At 71.5% G+C, this 15,492-nt stretch carries 18 protein-coding genes; 5 read left to right on the forward strand and 13 right to left on the reverse strand.

Going from position 1 to position 15,492, the window contains the following annotated elements:
• The first annotated feature begins 33 nt into the window (after nucleotides 1-33).
• Nucleotides 34-312 (forward strand): metal-sensitive transcriptional regulator, encoded by a 279-nt coding sequence (locus AB0K73_RS16100; protein WP_360515044.1) that lies wholly within the window; start codon nucleotides 34-36, stop codon nucleotides 310-312.
• 8 nt (nucleotides 313-320) lie between these two features.
• Complete coding sequence (locus AB0K73_RS16105) at nucleotides 321-863, forward strand: O-acetyl-ADP-ribose deacetylase (RefSeq protein ID WP_360515506.1); 543 nt, start codon at nucleotides 321-323, stop codon at nucleotides 861-863.
• Between the two features lie 5 nt (nucleotides 864-868).
• On the opposite strand, the gene AB0K73_RS16110 is transcribed toward AB0K73_RS16105, so the two are convergent.
• From AB0K73_RS16110 to AB0K73_RS16140, 7 genes are all read right to left on the reverse strand, one after another.
• The gene (locus AB0K73_RS16110; RefSeq protein WP_360515041.1) at nucleotides 869-1,762 is read right to left on the reverse strand and encodes a glycerophosphodiester phosphodiesterase family protein; all 894 of its coding nucleotides are present in this window, start codon (nucleotides 1,760-1,762) and stop codon (nucleotides 869-871) included.
• 76 nt (nucleotides 1,763-1,838) lie between these two features.
• Nucleotides 1,839-3,317, reverse strand: coding sequence for an SDR family oxidoreductase (locus tag AB0K73_RS16115; protein ID WP_360515038.1), 1,479 nt, complete (start codon nucleotides 3,315-3,317; stop codon nucleotides 1,839-1,841).
• 31 nt (nucleotides 3,318-3,348) lie between these two features.
• The gene (locus AB0K73_RS16120; RefSeq protein ID WP_360515035.1) at nucleotides 3,349-3,546 is read right to left on the reverse strand and encodes a hypothetical protein; all 198 of its coding nucleotides are present in this window, start codon (nucleotides 3,544-3,546) and stop codon (nucleotides 3,349-3,351) included.
• A gap of 48 nt (nucleotides 3,547-3,594) precedes the next feature.
• Nucleotides 3,595-4,455: an aldehyde dehydrogenase family protein gene (locus tag AB0K73_RS16125; protein WP_360515032.1), complete on the reverse strand. Its 861-nt coding sequence runs from the start codon at nucleotides 4,453-4,455 to the stop codon at nucleotides 3,595-3,597.
• Nucleotides 4,452-6,020, reverse strand: a complete 1,569-nt coding sequence (locus AB0K73_RS16130) for an aldehyde dehydrogenase family protein (RefSeq protein WP_360515029.1) — start codon at nucleotides 6,018-6,020, stop codon at nucleotides 4,452-4,454. The genes AB0K73_RS16125 and AB0K73_RS16130 overlap by 4 nt, the downstream gene beginning before the upstream one ends.
• Before the next feature lie 81 nt (nucleotides 6,021-6,101).
• Nucleotides 6,102-7,109 (reverse strand): deoxyribose-phosphate aldolase, encoded by a 1,008-nt coding sequence (gene deoC, locus AB0K73_RS16135; RefSeq protein WP_360515026.1) that lies wholly within the window; start codon nucleotides 7,107-7,109, stop codon nucleotides 6,102-6,104.
• A gap of 50 nt (nucleotides 7,110-7,159) precedes the next feature.
• Nucleotides 7,160-8,110: a sugar-binding domain-containing protein gene (locus tag AB0K73_RS16140; RefSeq protein WP_360515022.1), complete on the reverse strand. Its 951-nt coding sequence runs from the start codon at nucleotides 8,108-8,110 to the stop codon at nucleotides 7,160-7,162.
• 113 nt (nucleotides 8,111-8,223) lie between these two features.
• On the opposite strand from AB0K73_RS16140, the gene AB0K73_RS16145 reads away from it, so the two are divergent.
• A complete protein-coding gene (locus AB0K73_RS16145; RefSeq protein ID WP_360515019.1) occupies nucleotides 8,224-9,156 on the forward strand; it encodes an ROK family protein in 933 nt (310 codons plus the stop codon).
• A 10-nt stretch (nucleotides 9,157-9,166) separates the two neighbouring features.
• Here AB0K73_RS16145 and AB0K73_RS16150 read toward each other — a convergent pair whose 3' ends face one another.
• Nucleotides 9,167-10,384 carry an MFS transporter gene (locus AB0K73_RS16150; RefSeq protein WP_360515016.1) on the reverse strand — a complete coding sequence of 406 codons (1,218 nt, stop codon included), beginning with the start codon at nucleotides 10,382-10,384 and terminating at the stop codon, nucleotides 9,167-9,169.
• 23 nt (nucleotides 10,385-10,407) lie between these two features.
• Between AB0K73_RS16150 and AB0K73_RS16155 the strand changes: the two genes are divergently transcribed.
• Nucleotides 10,408-11,073 (forward strand): hypothetical protein, encoded by a 666-nt coding sequence (locus AB0K73_RS16155; RefSeq protein WP_360515013.1) that lies wholly within the window; start codon nucleotides 10,408-10,410, stop codon nucleotides 11,071-11,073.
• A 9-nt stretch (nucleotides 11,074-11,082) separates the two neighbouring features.
• Here the strand turns inward: AB0K73_RS16155 and AB0K73_RS16160 are convergent, their stop codons facing one another.
• From AB0K73_RS16160 to truB, 4 genes are read right to left on the reverse strand one after another with little or no spacing between them, the layout of a single operon-like run.
• Nucleotides 11,083-12,015: a bifunctional riboflavin kinase/FAD synthetase gene (locus AB0K73_RS16160; RefSeq protein ID WP_360515010.1), complete on the reverse strand. Its 933-nt coding sequence runs from the start codon at nucleotides 12,013-12,015 to the stop codon at nucleotides 11,083-11,085.
• On the reverse strand, nucleotides 12,012-12,476 hold the full coding sequence (locus AB0K73_RS16165) for a hypothetical protein (RefSeq protein ID WP_360515007.1): 465 nt from the start codon (nucleotides 12,474-12,476) through the stop codon (nucleotides 12,012-12,014). The genes AB0K73_RS16160 and AB0K73_RS16165 overlap by 4 nt, the downstream gene beginning before the upstream one ends.
• Before the next feature lie 24 nt (nucleotides 12,477-12,500).
• The gene (locus AB0K73_RS16170) at nucleotides 12,501-12,869 is read right to left on the reverse strand and encodes a hypothetical protein (RefSeq protein ID WP_360515004.1); all 369 of its coding nucleotides are present in this window, start codon (nucleotides 12,867-12,869) and stop codon (nucleotides 12,501-12,503) included.
• Nucleotides 12,866-13,780: a tRNA pseudouridine(55) synthase TruB gene (gene truB / locus AB0K73_RS16175; protein WP_360515503.1), complete on the reverse strand. Its 915-nt coding sequence runs from the start codon at nucleotides 13,778-13,780 to the stop codon at nucleotides 12,866-12,868. Before truB ends, AB0K73_RS16170 begins: the two co-directional genes overlap by 4 nt.
• Before the next feature lie 53 nt (nucleotides 13,781-13,833).
• Here truB and AB0K73_RS16180 point away from each other — a divergent pair, with 53 nt between their 5' ends.
• Nucleotides 13,834-14,826: a 2-dehydropantoate 2-reductase gene (locus AB0K73_RS16180; RefSeq protein ID WP_360515001.1), complete on the forward strand. Its 993-nt coding sequence runs from the start codon at nucleotides 13,834-13,836 to the stop codon at nucleotides 14,824-14,826.
• Nucleotides 14,827-14,845: 19 nt separating this feature from the next.
• Here the strand turns inward: AB0K73_RS16180 and AB0K73_RS16185 are convergent, their stop codons facing one another.
• Entirely contained in the window at nucleotides 14,846-15,448 is a 603-nt protein-coding gene (locus tag AB0K73_RS16185; protein ID WP_360514998.1) for a hypothetical protein, read from the reverse strand.
• Between the last annotated feature and the right edge of the window lie 44 nt (nucleotides 15,449-15,492).

Below are 15,492 nucleotides of genomic sequence, written 5' to 3' on the forward strand. Positions count from 1 at the left end.
TGGGTATCTAGCGGAAGGCGGTATCCTGAATGGGTGATCGACGACATCAAGAAGCGCGCCCTGCACCGCACGAAGATCATCGAGGGCCAACTGCGCGGCATCGAGAAGATGATCGAGAACGAAGACTACTGCGTCGATATCATCACGCTGTCGCTGGCCGTGCAGAAGTCGCTCGGGTCGCTGAACAAGCTGCTCGTCGAGAACCACCTGCGCACCCACGTCACCGACATGTACGAGGAGGGGGGCGACGAGCGCGACGCCGCCGTCGTCGAACTGCTGCGCATCTTCGAGCTCTCCAACAATCGCGGGTGAGCCGTCGCATGCGGCGCATCCAGATCGTCACGGGCGACATCACGCGCGAGCACGTCGACGCGATCGTGAACGCCGCGAATTCGAGCCTCCTCGGCGGGGGTGGCGTCGACGGCGCGATCCACCGGGCCGGTGGGCCCGCGATCCTCGACGAGTGCCGCAGGCTGCGTGCGACGACCCACCCCGACGGCCTTCCCACCGGCGAGGCGGTCGCCACGCACGCCGGTCGGCTGTCGGCGCGATGGGTCATCCACACCGTCGGGCCGGTATGGCCGGGCGCAGGGCCCGAGGCCGACGAACGGCGGATGCTCCTCGCGAACGCCTATCGCAACTCGCTCGACCTGGCCGTCGAGCTCGGCGCGACCTCCGTCGCGGTGCCCGCCATCTCGGCGGGCGTCTATGGATGGCCCGCCGACGATGCCGCAACGGTCGCGCTCGAAGCGGCATCCGTCGCCGAACGCGCGCCTGCCCTCGTGCGGTTCGTGCTGTTCTCGGCGCACATGCACGACGAGTTCCGGGGCGCCGCCGATCGGCTCGGCATCGACGTCGACTGACGCGATCACGTTCCGGGCGCGGTGACCGCGAGCCACTGGTCGAGTTCGCTCGGCTGGTCGGTGATGATGCCGTCGATGCCGAGCGCGCTCACCTCCTGCCACGTCTCGTGCGTGTTCAGCGTGTAGCAGAGCACCGCGATGCCCGCCTCGTGCAGTGCCTCGAGCGCGCCGGGCACGGCGGTGACGGATGCCGCGGTCGTGCCGAATCCGATGACGCCGAGTCGCTCGGCGAGCGCGACGGGCTCCGCGGGCAGTTCGCGGATGAGCATGATGCGCGGCGTCGTGGGCGAAACCTGCTGGATGGCGAAGAGCGTCTCGAGGCTGAAGCTCTGCAGCACCACCCGGCCGCGGAGCCCGTGGCGTTCCACGAGGTCGACGACCCGGCGCACCTCCTCGATGCGCCAGTCGGCCTTCAGTTCGACGAGCGCCCGAGCGGTCTCGCGTCGAGCAAGTTCCGCGAGGAACTCGTCGAGCGTCGGCATCCGCTCGCCGGCGTGGGCGGCGTCGTACCAGGCGCCGACGTCGAGGCGCCGGAGGGCGGCGAGGTCGAGTTCGGCGACGCTGCGCCGGTCGCCCGTCACGCGCTCGAGGCTCGGGTCGTGGAAGAGCACGGGCACGCCGTCGCGGCTCAGCTGCACGTCGGTCTCGACGAAGTCGAGGTCGTCCATGGCCCGCTCGAGTGCGGGCATGGTGTTCTCGGGGGCCTGCGATCGGTCGCCGCGGTGGCCCACGATGAAGGCCGGATCGCCCGGGAGGCGAAGCGCCCCGAACACGTCCACGGCCGAGGCGGTGGTCGGAGTCGTCGCGATGAACAGGAGCGTCGCGATCACCGTGGTGCCGACCAGCGCGCAGGCGATGCGCACGGCACGTCGGGGCGGGTGCGAGAGCCGGTCGAGCACGGGTTCGGCCTTTCCACCGAACGAGCGACGTTGCGCGATCGGTGCACGTCACTCTAGCAAGACCGTTACCGTTTCGTTACCTCGGGATGCCGTGAGCGTGTCCCGCCTCCGCCTCGGCGGTGATGCGATTCGCCATGCCGGCGAAGATGATGCCGTGGAACGGCGCGATGGCCCACCAGTAGAGCCGGCCCGCGAGTCCCTTCGGGAAGAACACCGCGCGCTGGCGGTACACCGACCCGCCGCCCGGTGAATCGATGGCCGAGAGTTCCAGCCACGCGCGACCGGGCACGCGCATCTCGGCACGCAGGCGCAGGAAGCTTCCCCGCTCGATCGCCTCGACGCGCCAGAAGTCGACGGCATCGCCGACGTGGAGCACCTCGGGATCCCGTCGGCCCCGACGCAGGCCCACTCCCCCGGTCATCTTGTCGATCCAGCCGCGCAGCGCCCATGCGAGCGGGAACGAGTACCAGCCGTTCTCGCCGCCCACGCCCTCGATGACCCGCCAGAGGGCGGCCGCTGAAGCCGCCGAGCGACGGACGCGTTCATCGACGTGGACGGTGTGGCCCGCCCACTCGGGGTCGCTCGGCAGGGGGTCGCTCGGCGCGCCGGCGACCTCGGCATTGCGCCAGCTCGTCTCGACGTCGCCCGCCCGCTCGCGATCGAGCGCGAGCCGCACGGCGGCGCGGTACGGCAGGAGCCCCCCGGCGGGCGGCGGGATGACCCCGTCGATGTCATGGTCGTGCACCACGCAGTCGAACTGCAGCGACTCGATGATGGGTACGGCGAGCCGGCGCGGGATCGGCGTGACGAGGTTCACCCACTGGCCCGCGAGCCACGGGGTGAGCACCGGCAGCGCGGCGATCGGGCGTTGCCGGAGCCCGGCCTCGACGGCGTAGCCGTTCATGAGCTGTCCGTACCGGTGCACGTCGGGCCCACCGATGTCGAAGGCGCGGTTCACCTCGGCGGGGAGGTCGGCAGCATGCACGAGGTAGTGCAGCACGTCGCGCACGGCGATCGGCTGGATGAAGTTGCGCACCCAACGCGGGGCCGGCATGTACGGAAGGACCTCGGTGAGGTGGCGGATCATCTCGAACGACGTCGAACCCGACCCGATGATGACCCCGGCCTGCAGCACGACGGTGGGCACCCCCGACGCGAGGAGGATCTCGCCGACCTTCGCCCGGGAACGCAGGTGCCGAGACAGCTGCGCACCCTCGGGGTGCAGCCCGCCGAGATACACGATGCGACGGGCGCCATGACGCCGCGCCGCCCCGGCGACGTTGCGCGCGATGGCGAGCTCCATCGACTCGAAGTCGCCGCGCCCGCCCATGGAGTGCACGAGGTAGTAGACGACCTCGATCCCCGCCATCGCGCCGTCGACGGATGCCGCGTGCGCGAGATCGCCTTCGACGATCTCGACCTCCCCCGCCCACGGCACGTCTCGCAGGCGTTCGGGCCGGCGTACCAGGACGCGCACGTCGTGGCCCGTCTCGATGAGGCGCGGAACCAGCCGCCCGCCGATGTAGCCGGTCGCACCCGTCACGAGCACCCGCACGCCGCACCCCCTCGACCGACGGCCGCCTGCGTCAGGACCGTTCGTTCCCTCGACGATAATTGCCGCTGGCGCGCGCGAGGAGGTGTTGCACCTGTGAATCGTCCGCGCGTTGCAGCGTCGCGACGAGTCTCGCCGCGGTGTGCCCGCCGATGGTCATCACCGTGCGTCCGCCGCGCGAGACGATGAGCCCGCCCTGCTTGGTGACGCGATAGTCGAACGGGTCCGACACCAATCGTCCCCGCTCGTCCGAGGCCCCGTTGCGTCCGGACATGCGGCCCTACCGCAGGCTCTTCGTGTGCCAGACCGTCTTGGTCTCGGTGAACGCGCCGATGCGGTCGAGTGTCGGTGCTGCGGCATCCGGTCCCTGCTCGGGCCGGAGCACCCGCTTCAGGGTGTCGGCCGCATCGACCTCGAGCGAGATCCAGTCGAGGTCGCCGGCGCCCACGAGATCGAGCGCGTTCACGTCGGCGTGACTCGCGAGCCACGGCGCGATCTCGGCGGGCGAGCCCGTGAGCACGTTGACCACGCCCTTGGGAACGTCGCTCGTGGCGAGCACCTCGGCGAGGCTGATGGCCGAGAGCGGGAAGCGCTCGCTCGCGACTGCGACCACCGCGTTGCCTGCGACGAGCGCCGGAGCGACCGCCGAGACGAAGCCCAGGAGCGACGAGTCCTGCGGCACGATGACGGCGACGACGCCCGTGGGCTCGGGCACCGAGATGTTGAAGTACGGACCGGCGACGGGGTTGGCGTTGCCGGCGACCTGCGCGAACTTGTCGGCCCAGCCCGCATACCAGACCCAGCGGTCGATCGCCTCGTCGACCTGGGCGGTCGCGACGGCGCGGGTGACGCCCTCGGCTTCCTCGATCTCGGCGATGAACTGCGCCCGACGCCCCTCGAGGAGCTCGGCGATGCGGTAGAGCACCTGGCCGCGGTTGTAGGCGGTCGCGCCGCCCCAGCCCGCGACGGCCGCGCGCGCGGCCACCACGGCGTCGCGGGCATCCTTGCGCGACGCCTTCGCGGCGTTCGCGAGGAACGCTCCTGACGCCGAGACGACCTCGTAGGTACGTCCGGACTCGCTGCGCGGGAAGGCCCCGCCGATGTAGAGCTTGTACGTCTTCGGTACGACGAGGCGGCTCACTTCGCGGCTCCCTTCCTCTTGATGCGCGGTGATCGAGCCGGCCGCTTCGCGGGCGCCTCGGCATCGGTGGATGCACCGGCCGCACCGGCCTCGAGACGACGTTGCGTCACTCCCCGACCGGCGACGGCGGTCGCCGGCTTCAGGTAGGCGGCCAGCCCGTGTCGGCCGCCCTCGCGGCCGTAGCCCGACTCCTTGTAGCCGCCGAACGGGCTCGACGGGTCGAAGCGGTTGAACGTGTTGGCCCAGACGACGCCCGCGCGCAACTGGTCGGCGACGGCGAGGATGCGGCTGCCCTTGTCGGTCCAGATGCCGGCCGAGAGGCCGTACGGCGTGTTGTTCGCCTTCGCGATCGCCTCGGCCGGAGTGCGGAAGGTCAGCACCGAGAGCACGGGGCCGAAGATCTCGTCGCGCGCGATGCGGCTCGAGGTCTGCACGTTGGTGAAGATCGTCGGCGCGTACCAGAACCCGTTCTCGGGGATCTCGCACGGCGCGCTCCAGCGGTCGGCCCCCTCGGCCACGCCGATCTCGGAGAGCTCGTGGATGCGCTCGAGCTGCTCCTTCGAGTTGATCGCACCGATGTCGGTGTTCTTGTCGAGCGGGTCACCGAGTCGCAGGGTCGAGAGACGTAGCTTCAGGCGCTCGACGACCTCGTCATGGATGTTCTCCTGAACGAGCAGGCGCGAGCCCGCGCAGCACACGTGCCCCTGGTTGAAGAAGATGCCGTTGACGATGCCCTCGATCGCCTGGTCGATGGGTGCGTCGTCGAACACGATGTTCGCGGCCTTGCCACCGAGTTCGAGCGTGACCTTCTTGTTCGTGCCGGCCACCTGCCTGGCGATCGCCCGCCCCACGGCGGTGGATCCCGTGAAGGCCACCTTGTCGACACCCTCATGGGCGACGAGCGCGGCCCCGGTGTCGCCGGCGCCCGTGATGATGTTCACGACGCCCGGGGGCAGGTCGGCCTGCTGCAGGATCTCGGCGAAGATGAGCGCGCTGAGCGGGGTCGTCTCGGCCGGCTTCAGCACCACGGTGTTGCCGGCGGCGAGTGCCGGTGCGATCTTCCAGGCGAGCATGAGCAGCGGGAAGTTCCACGGGATCACCTGGGCCGCGACGCCGAGCGCCCGCGGGTCGGCGCCGAGGCCCGCGTGGTCGAGCTTGTCGGCCCAGCCCGCGTAGTAGAAGAACCAGGCCGCCACGAGCGGCACGTCGACGTCGCGCGACTCCTTGATGGGCTTGCCGTTGTCGAGCGACTCGGCCACCGCGAGCTCGCGGGCGCGCTCCTGCACGAGCCGGGCGATGCGGAAGAGGTACTTGCCGCGGTCGCGGCCCGGCATCCGGGACCACACATTGGCGTAGGCCCGGCGTGCGGCGGCGACCGCGTCATCGACGTCGGCGGCGTTCGCGTTCGCGATGGTCGCGAGGTGCTCCTCGGTCGCGGGTGAGATGGTCTGGAACGGCGTGCCCCGGCCGTCGACGAACTCGCCGTCGATGAAGAGTCCGTAGTGGTCTCGCAGCGACAGGATCGCCCGCGACTCGGGGGCCGGTGCGTATTCGAGGAAGCTCATGATGCCTGGAACCTTTCGGTTCGATGTTCGATTGGATGCGTGTGGTTCGGTGATCGAGTAGGCCGAAGGCCGTACCGAGATTCAGTCGATCGTCACGTAGTCGGCGCCGGAGTAATGCCCCGACGTGAGCTTCTGGCGTTGCAGCAGCACGTCGTTGAGCAGGCTCGACGCGCCGAACCGGAACAGGTGCGGCTGGAGCCATTCCTCGCCGGCCGTCTCGGCGACGGTGACGAGGTACTTGATGGCGTCCTTCGAGGCGCGGATGCCGCCAGCGGGCTTCACGCCGATGCGCTGGCCGGTCAACAGGTGCCAGTCGCGCACGACCTCGAGCATGAGGAGCGTCACGGGAAGCGTGGCCGCGGGCTGCACCTTGCCGGTGGAGGTCTTGATGAAGTCGCCGCCCGCGAGGATCGAGAGCCACGACGCCCGCCGCACGTTGTCGTACGTCACGAGCTCGCCGGTCTCGAGGATCACCTTGAGCGACGCGCTCGTGCCGTCCGACCGGCGGCAGGCCTCCTTCACGGCGGCGATCTGGTCGAACACCAGGCCGTACCGCCCGGCCAGGAAGGCGCCACGGTCGATGACCATGTCGATCTCGTCGGCCCCCGCCGCAACGGCCTCGGCCGTGTCGGCGAGCTTGATGTCGAGTGACGCCCGCCCCGACGGGAACGCCGTGGCGACCGCCGCCACCGCGATGCCGCCGTCGTCGGGGTCGCCGTGCGCGGCTCCCAGCGCGTCGATGGCCGAGGGCACCATGTCGCCGTACACGCAGACGGCCGCGACGCGCGGCGTCGTGGCATCCGCCGGATCGGGATTCAGGGCCTTCGCGACGAGCGACCGCACCTTGCCCGGCGTATCGGCGCCCTCGAGCGTCGTGAGGTCGATGAGCGAGATGATGCGGTCGAGCGCCCACTGCTTCGAGGTCGTCTTGATCGAGCGGGTGCCGAGCGCGGCGGCTCGCTGCTCGAGCCCCACGGCGTCGACGCCGGCGATGCCGTGCAGGTAGCGCCGGAGCGTGGCGTCGTCGGGTTCACCCCCGAGCACGGCGAGCGCGCGCTCCCGGGCGGTGACGAGGGAGGTGCCTGACATGGTGGGTGACCTGGCTTTCCGTGTTGTGCTGGCGCGCCGTTGCGGCGCGTTCAGCCGTCGAGGAGGTGGAGGGCGGTGGCCTCGTCGGTGACGAGCACCGAGCAGAGGCGGCTGCGCACGACCGCGTCGGCGACGGCGTGCTTGGCGGTGCCGGCGACGACCGCGATGCCGAGCGGCGCGGCGCGCAACTCGTCGAGCGTGAGTCCAACGGTGCGTGCGTCGAGCGCCGGGTCGACGATGTTGCCGTCGGAGTCGATGTACCGGCCGACGACGTCGCCGACGGCACCCTTCTGCACGAGCACGTCGACGTCGGCCGTCGAGAGGTAGCCGCTCTCGACGTGCACCGAGTTGTGGTCTGCGGCGCCGGCGCTGAACAGGTAGGCGTCGGACGATCGGGCGAGTTCGATGACGCCCGCGACGACGCGGTCGGACTCGATGGCCTCCTTGGTGGCGAGCTGTTCGAGGATGGCCGGGCTCGGCAGGAGCGTGGCGCTGCCGCCGCCCTTCTGCGCGATGCCCACCGCGGTCGCGGCCGCGGTTCCCGGTCGCCGGTTCAGGCTCACCCCGCCGTTGATCTGCACGACGTTGACGCCCGTGGCCCAGCCGTTGCGGAGGTGCTGGGAGATCTCGAAGAGGGTGCGGCCCCAGCTGACGCCGAGCGTGCGCGGCACCGGCCGCAGCGCAGTGAGGTAGTCGGCGGCGGCCTGCGCCGTTCGCTCCTGCAGCTCCTCGGGCGACTGCACTCCCGCGTGGGAGACCACGATCGCATCGTCGAGCCCGCGCTCCTCACGGAGACGCCGCTCGATGGGCAGCCGCCGGGCGCGTGGGTGCAGGATCTCGATGCGGATGAATCCGCGCTGCTTCGCCTGTGCGAGGAGACGACCGACCTTCCACCGGGTGAGGCGGAGTGCCTGCCCGATCTCGTCCTGCGTCTTGTTCTCCTCGTAGTAGAGCTCGGCCGCCCGAATCGAGAGCAGCTCGTCGACCTCGTCCACACGCATCCTTCCGCTCGCTCACCAGCGTAGGCAGCGCGGTGCGCATCGGCAACACACGCGGGCAGTGCTGCTCATATGAGCAGACCGGGCACGGATGCCGCGCGCCTATGCTGGTGCCCATGCAACGGGCACTCGCGCTCGCGGTCGACTTCGGTGGCACCAAGGTCGAGGCCGCACTCGTCGACGATCGCGGTCAACTCCTCGCCGGCTCCCGACACCGCCGGCCGACCGGTGCCTCCGCCTCGAGCATCGACCTCGGTGCCGCCGTGCGCGAGGTCGTCGCCCACGCGCTGAAGTCCGTGCCCGACGACGCCCCGCTCACGGGGGTCGGCATCGGTGCCGCCGGTCCCGTCGACGCCGAGCACGGACTCGTGTCGCCGCTCAACGTGCCGGCGTGGCGCGATCACCCGCTCGCGGCATCCGTCGCCGAACTCGTCCCAGAGGCGCCCGTGACCCTCCGCATCGACGGGCTCTGCATCGCGCTCGCCGAGCACTGGGTGGGCGCCGGGCAGGGTGTCTCCAACCTCCTCGGCATGATCGTGTCGACGGGCGTCGGCGGCGGTCTCGTGCTCGGCGGTCGCGCCGCCTCGAGCCCGACGGGCAACGGCGGCCACATCGGCCACGTCGAGGTGGGCGGCTTCGACGACGCCTGCGCGTGCGGTGGGCGCGGATGCCTCGAGGCCGTCGCCTCGGGGCCGCGCACCGTGGCGTGGGCGAGGACGCAGGGCTTCACCGGCGAGACCGGCGAGGAGCTCGCCGACGCCCACGCCGCGGGCGATCCCACCGCCGTGGCGGCCGTCGCCAGGGCCGGCACCGCCATCGGCCACGCCATCGCGTCGGCCGCGAACCTGCTCGACCTCGATGTCGTCGCGATCGGCGGCGGGTTCTCGCGCGTCTCCCCCGCGCTCTTCGAGCATGCCCGTGCGGCCGTCGCCGAGCGTGCGGCGTTCCCCTTCGTGTCTCGCGTGCAGATCGTGCCGTCGGGCCTGTCCGACGAGGGGCCGCTCATCGGCGCCGCGGCGCTCGTGCATCGGCCCGAGTTCCTCACCTGACGCCGCCCGTTCAGGCCTCGGCGAATTCGTCCTCGAGGTACCGTGGCCGCGATGCGACGAGGCCGGCGATCGCGGCCGGCACCGCCGAGCCCAGGAGGAACAGGAGCGGCCAGAGCCATCCGCCGGTCGCATCGTGCAGCAGGCCCACGGCGAGCGGACCGACCGCGACCATCAGGTAGCCGACCGACTGCACGAACCCAGAGAGCGCCACCGAGCCCTCATGGGTGCGCGTGCGCAGGTTGATGAGCACGAGTGAGAGCGGGAACAGCAGCGGACCGATGCCCACGATCGCCACCCAGAGCCACGTCGCGAAGGTCGGGGCGATGATGAGGCCCGCATAGCCAACCACGAGCGTCACCGACGCGATGCCCACGAGGAGCCGGACGCGCCCGTGGCGCGCCGCGATGATCGGCACCACCAGGCCGGCCGGAAGGCCCATGGCCGCGAACAGCGACAGCAACGCGCCCGACTCGGCGGGTGACGTGCCCGCGATGTCGCCCAGAATCGACGGCAGCCAGGCGAACAGGGCGTACGCGTTGAAGCCCGACACCATGAACAGGATCGTGACCGCCCACGCGAGCGGCGAACGCAGTGCGAAGCGCAGCAGGCCGGGCGCGACGCCTTCGAGCAGCACGTCGGCGGCCTGCCGGCGCGGATGCACGAGGAGCGCGAGCCACGGCAGCAGCGCGGCGGCGGCCACGACCGCCCAGAGGCCGAGCGAGACGCGCCAGCCCGCGGCATCCGCCACCGGCACCGCGATGAGCGGGGGCATGAACGAGCTCACCGACATGGCGGTGACGTAGAGCGTGGTCACGAGGCCGATACGGTCGGGGAAGTAGCGCTTGACGAGCGGCGGCAGCAGCACGTTGCCGACGCCGAGCGCCGCGAACGTGAGCGCGCTGGCGGCCACGAGCCACAGGGCGTCGCCCGCGAACCCGCGTCCAGCGAGGCCGACGGCGAGCGCCGCGAGCGAACCGATGAGCGCGATCTCGAGACCCGCACGCTTCGCGATCGCCGGCGTGACGATGCCGAAGACGGCGAAGCAGAGCGGCGGCAGCATGCCGAGCAGGCCCACGACCACCGGCGAGAGCGGGACATCCCGCTCGAGCTGCACGATGATCGGCGAGAGCGAGGCCACGGCCGTGCGGAGGTTGAATGCGACGAGCACGATGCCGATCAGGGCGAGCGTGCGCCCAGCCCACAGGGGTCGGGGCTGGTTCTGGTGCATCACCACGAGTCTAGGCTGGTGGCGTGGCCGACTTCGCCCGCTACCTTCCGCTCAGCCAGGGGCCGCGCGCCGACGAGCGCGGCGTGACGAGCGATCGCCGGGCCCCGACGGCGGCGGTCCTCCGCGAGATCGCGGGGGCGCTGCGCGCGGGCGGCGACATCGGGTGGAACGCGCCGACCGATGACGGCGGCACGGCGGCGACCACGGTGACGCGCCTGATCGCGGGCTTCGGCCGGCCGCCCTCGCGCCGCGCGCTCGACTCGGCACAGCGCGTGCTCGGCATGCAGCTCGGCTCGAGTGCGGCCGCTCCTGCTCCCAGCGGGGCGACGGATGCCGCGGCCGCGCTCGAGACCCGAGCGGTGCTCCTCTCCGAACGCCGGCAGCCCACGCCCCTCGTCGAACTCGACGACGCCGTCGTCGCCGCGATCCTCGTCGGCGATGCCCTCGGCGTGCGCCCCGCCCTGCCGCCGATCGCCACCGGCGCAGTCGCGCTTCGGCGCGCCGCCGCGGCACCCACGCCGATCAAGGCCGTCATCGCTGGACACAGCCTGCACGCGACCGACGCCGGCTGGACGATCGGGCACGGGCCGACGCTCGTCGGCACGGCGCATGAGCTCATCCGCTTCCTCGCGGGCATCGGCAGCGAGGCGCCGCGGCGCGCTCGCGAAGGCGAGGTCGGCGACGGCTGACGCGTCGACTCAGTCGACGAGCAGGGTGCGCGCCCGGTCGACGTCGCCGCGCATGGTCTCGACGAGGTCGGGGATGTTCGTGAAGGCCACCATGCCGCGCAACCGCTCGACGAACTCGACGTCGACGACGTGGTCGTAGAGATCGAGTTCGCGATCGAGGACATACGCCTCGACCTGCTTCTTCGCCACACCCTCGAACGTCGGGTTGTCGCCCACTGAGATCGCCGCCGGATACCGGGTGCCCGCGTCGGTGAGCCACCCGGCGTACACGCCGTCGGCGGGGATCAGGCCCTCGGACTCGGGGCTCAGGTTCGCGGTCGGGAATCCGAGCTCACGCCCGCGCTTCGCGCCATGCACCACGAGCCCGGTGACCGTCGGCGCGTGCCCGAGGAGCTCGGTCGCGTGCCGTACGTCGCCCTCGGCGAGGAGCTCGCGGATCCACGTCGACGAGACCCGCCGCCCTGACTCGGGACGCACGTCGTCGACGACCTCGACCCGGAAGCCGAACGTCGCCCCCAGCTCCTCGAGGAGGTGAACGTCGCCGGCCCCGCGTGCGCCGTACCGGAAGTCGCTGCCCACCAGCACGGCCTTCGCGTGCAGGGCATCCACGAGCACGCGTTCGACGAACTCCGTCGCCGGCACCGAGGCGAGCGCTCGGTCGAACGGCAGCAGCAGCGTCGCGTCCACGCCCGTCGAGCCGAGGAGCTCCAGCTTCTGCCGCACGCTCACGAGCGACTCGGGGCACTTCTCGGGGGCGAGGAGCTCGAGCGGGTTGCGGTCGAAGGTCACCACCACCGATCGCAGGTCCTCGGCGGCGGCGATGTCGTGCACGCGGTCGATCACCGCACGGTGTCCCATGTGCACCCCGTCGAACTTGCCGATCGTCACGACGCTGGGCCCGAAGCCCGGGGGAACGGCGCCGAGTCCCTTGAACGTTCTCACGCGGCATCCGCCCCGCTCGCCGGGGTCTGCCCGGCCTGCGCCGACGGACGATGCTTCGCGAGCCACCACATGCCGAGCACGGGCAGCACGAGCGGGATGAACAGGTACCCCCGCCCGAACCAGGACCACACCGTGTCGTGCGGGAACAGGGCCGGGAACACGACGCTCAGGATTCCGACGACGATGACGCCCGTGAACTCGAAGGCGATGGTCGCCCATGCCACCCGGTACCAACCGCGACCGGAGCGCACAAGGGCGATGGTCGCGACCACGTACACGACCGCGGCGAGCGCCGACAGTGAATACGCGAGCGGTGCCTCATCGAACTTCGCGACGATCTGCACGAAGGAACGGCCGAGCGCCGCGAGCGCGAGCACCCCGTAGACGGCCACGAGCACGCGCCCGATGCCGCTCATCCGGGGCTTGCGATCGGTCGCGGGCCGGGCATTCTGCACAGTCATGTCGTTCGATTCTCTCAGACGTGGCTAGGCCTGCTGCACGGTCCAGATCTGCAGCATGCGGTACACCATGACCCCGACGGCGAGCGCGGCGACCCCGAGCACCACGGTCGACCAGCGACTGCGCTCGAGGAGGCCCCAGAAGATCGCGGCCGGCGGCAGCAGCAGCGCGCCGACGAGGTACGTGTAGAACTCGAGGAGGCTGCCGGTGGCCTCGTTCCCGAACGCGGGCGCGGCGATGGCGACGACGAGCTGCACGACGAGCAGCACCTCGACGAGCACGAGCGCGCCGTTCGCGATGTCGTTCGGGGCGCGTCCGGCGAAGCCGAGCACGAGGCAGAGAAGGCCGGCCGCCACGGCGACGGCCAGCTGCACCCACGTGAACCACTCGATCATGCTCGGGCCTCCTCGGCGGGGAATCCCGTGACCACCTTCAGCGTGTCGCCGCGCCGCTCGACGATGGCGACGAGCCGTTCGTCGGGTCCGATCGCGGCGATGGCCTCGCCGGGTGCGACGGCGGGGGCTCCGGATGCCTCGACGCGCTTGCCGTGGCCGAGGTCGACGGCCTGCTGGGCGGTGAGGTGCACGGCGGGCAGTGCCCGGCTCGCGGCATCCGCCGGGCTCATGAGCGTGGCCGCGACGTCCATGCCGTCGAGCTGGGCGGCCTCGTCGATGTCGAAGGCGCCGATCCTGGTGCGACGCAGCGCGGTGAGATGACCGCCGGTGCCGAGGTGCTCGCCGAGGTCGCGCGCGAGGGCTCGCACGTACGTGCCCGACGAGCACTCGACGCGCACATCGACATCGATGAATCCGTCGCCGGAACGCCGCGCGAGCGTCTCGAACGCTGAGACCGTCACCGTGCGGGCGGCGAGCTCGACCGTCTCGCCGTCGCGCACGCGCTGGTAGGCGCGCTTTCCGGCAACCTTGACCGCGCTCACGGCACTCGGCACCTGCTCGATCACGCCCGTCAACGTGCGCATCCCGGTCGCGATGGCCTCGTCGGTCGCCGCCTCGAGCCGGTCGGCGGATGCCGCGGGCAGGGGTTCGCCCTCGGCGTCGTCGGTCGTCGTGCCCCAGCCGAGGCGGATGGTCGCGACGTACGTCTTGTCGAGGCCGACGAGGTGGTGGAGGAGCCTCGTCGCGTGGTTGACGCCGAGGAGGAGCAGGCCGGTGGCCATGGGATCGAGGGTGCCGGCGTGGCCGACCTTGCGGGTTCCGGCGAGGCGGCGCGTGCGTGCCACGACGTCGTGGCTCGTGATCCCCTGCGGCTTGTCGACGAGGAGGATGCCGCTGTTCACGCCGTACAGGCTAACAGTCCGGGGGGCCCGGCCCGGTGCCACGCAGACCCTACGCTGGGATGGTGAGAATCGGGATCATCGGCGCCGGCGCGCTCGGCGGCACGTTCGCGGCGCTGCTCACCCGCGCCGGACACGAGGTGGAGGTCACCGCCCGCGGCGCGGGGCTCGAGGCGATCCGGGCCGACGGCATCCGGCTCTCGGGCGGCTATGGCGACGCCCATGCGCGGGTCGCCGCGGCGGAGGTGCTCACCGTGCGGCCCGACCTCCTGCTCGTGTGCACCAAGGCGCAGGATGCCGCGGCCGCGCTCGAAGCGAACGCCGCCGTGGTCGACGGGGCGCCCGTCGTCGTGGTGCAGAACGGCCTCGAAGGCGTCGCCACCGCGGAGCGGCTGCTCCCCCACTCGTCGTGCATGGGACTCCTGTCGATCATCGCCGCGAACTACACCGAGCCCGGGGTCGTGCGGGTGACGACGCCCGCCACCAGCTATCTCGGCCGTGGCGACGGCCAACCCGACGAGGAGAGCCGGCGTACCGCCGCCCTCCTCTCCGAGGCCGTTCCCGTCGTCGCGATCGCCGGGTTCCGTGGCGCGCAGTGGACGAAGCTCATCGTGAACATGCTGAACGCCGTTCCGGCGATCGTCGGCCGCAGCGTGCAGGACGTCGTCGACGACCGCCGGCTCCGCCGCGTCGTCGCCGCGTCGATGCGCGAGGCCGTGCGAATCGGCATCGCACGGGGCATCCGCTTCGGATCGCTGCAGGGCCTCGGCGACCGGCGGCTGCGGCTCTTCGCCCGCCTCCCGCTCGGGCTCGGGCAGTTCCTGCCGTGGCTCATGCGCGTGCGGATGGGCAACGTGCCGAACCTCGGATCGACCCAGCAGAGCCTGCGCCGCGGCCAGCCGACCGAGGTCGACTACCTCAACGGCGCCGTCGTGCGCGAGGCGGCCGCCGCCGGCCTTGCGGCGCCCGTGAACGCGGCGCTGACGGCCCTCGTGCACGACGTGGAGGCGAGCGGGCACCTGCCGGCTGCGCGCGTGGTCGCCGCCGTACCCGTGTGACGACGGCGCCGTCGCCTCGTCAGCAGCTGTCGAAGAAGCGCCGCTTCGGGTGCTCGGGATCGCGGTCGTCGACGACCGCCTGGGCCACCAGCCGCGGGTCGCTGTCGGCGTAGGCGAGCCGGTCGGCTGGGTCCTCGGGCTCGCCGTCGAGGGCGATGCGGAAGTCCCACAGATCGGTGAGCCGAGGCCGCAGCACGAATCGCCCGTCGATGACGAGCAGCGCGTCGGCGGGTCCCGTGAGCCATTTCGGTTCCACCCAGGCGTCGCGTGCCGGGTCGAACACGCTCGTCACGAACGCCGTCGACCCGCCCATCCGGAACGGCTCGGTGAGCACGCGGCGCAGGGCCGACTCGTCGAAGCCGTAGTGGTAGTAGCGGGCGGGCGTGTCGGTGCCGAAGTCGCCTTGCGCCTCACGCGACCGGTGGAAGCCCTCCATGCTGGCCCGGAACACCCGGTGCCCCGGCTCGCGGAGCACCGCGGCGAGGTCGTCGGCGAACCGCGTCTTGCCGCTCTGGAGCGGACCGTCGATCGCGACGATCATTCGCCCGTGCCCGTAGTGCTGCAGGATCTCGTCGGCGAGCCCCCTGAGGAAGGTGACGCGCGGGGTCGTGACGAGCTCCATGGCGACGAGCCTAGCTGCGCCGCATCCGGGTCGACAGAGTGAGT

Source organism: Agromyces sp. NPDC052230 (genome assembly GCF_040679595.1).
Lineage (GTDB): Bacteria > Actinomycetota > Actinomycetes > Actinomycetales > Microbacteriaceae > Agromyces.

Excerpts from the sequence above, each read along its gene's own strand:
- AB0K73_RS16105 (WP_360515506.1), top strand. The coding sequence starts at position 321 with ATGCGGCGCATCCAGATCGTCACGGGCGACATCACGCGCGAGCACGTC.
- AB0K73_RS16130 (WP_360515029.1), bottom strand. The coding sequence starts at position 6,020 with ATGAGCTTCCTCGAATACGCACCGGCCCCCGAGTCGCGGGCGATCCTG.
- deoC (WP_360515026.1), bottom strand. The coding sequence starts at position 7,109 with ATGTCAGGCACCTCCCTCGTCACCGCCCGGGAGCGCGCGCTCGCCGTG.
- AB0K73_RS16140 (WP_360515022.1), bottom strand. The coding sequence starts at position 8,110 with ATGCGTGTGGACGAGGTCGACGAGCTGCTCTCGATTCGGGCGGCCGAG.
- AB0K73_RS16145 (WP_360515019.1), top strand. The coding sequence starts at position 8,224 with ATGCAACGGGCACTCGCGCTCGCGGTCGACTTCGGTGGCACCAAGGTC.
- AB0K73_RS16150 (WP_360515016.1), bottom strand. The coding sequence starts at position 10,384 with ATGCACCAGAACCAGCCCCGACCCCTGTGGGCTGGGCGCACGCTCGCC.
- AB0K73_RS16165 (WP_360515007.1), bottom strand. The coding sequence starts at position 12,476 with ATGACTGTGCAGAATGCCCGGCCCGCGACCGATCGCAAGCCCCGGATG.
- AB0K73_RS16170 (WP_360515004.1), bottom strand. The coding sequence starts at position 12,869 with ATGATCGAGTGGTTCACGTGGGTGCAGCTGGCCGTCGCCGTGGCGGCC.
- AB0K73_RS16185 (WP_360514998.1), bottom strand. The coding sequence starts at position 15,448 with ATGGAGCTCGTCACGACCCCGCGCGTCACCTTCCTCAGGGGGCTCGCC.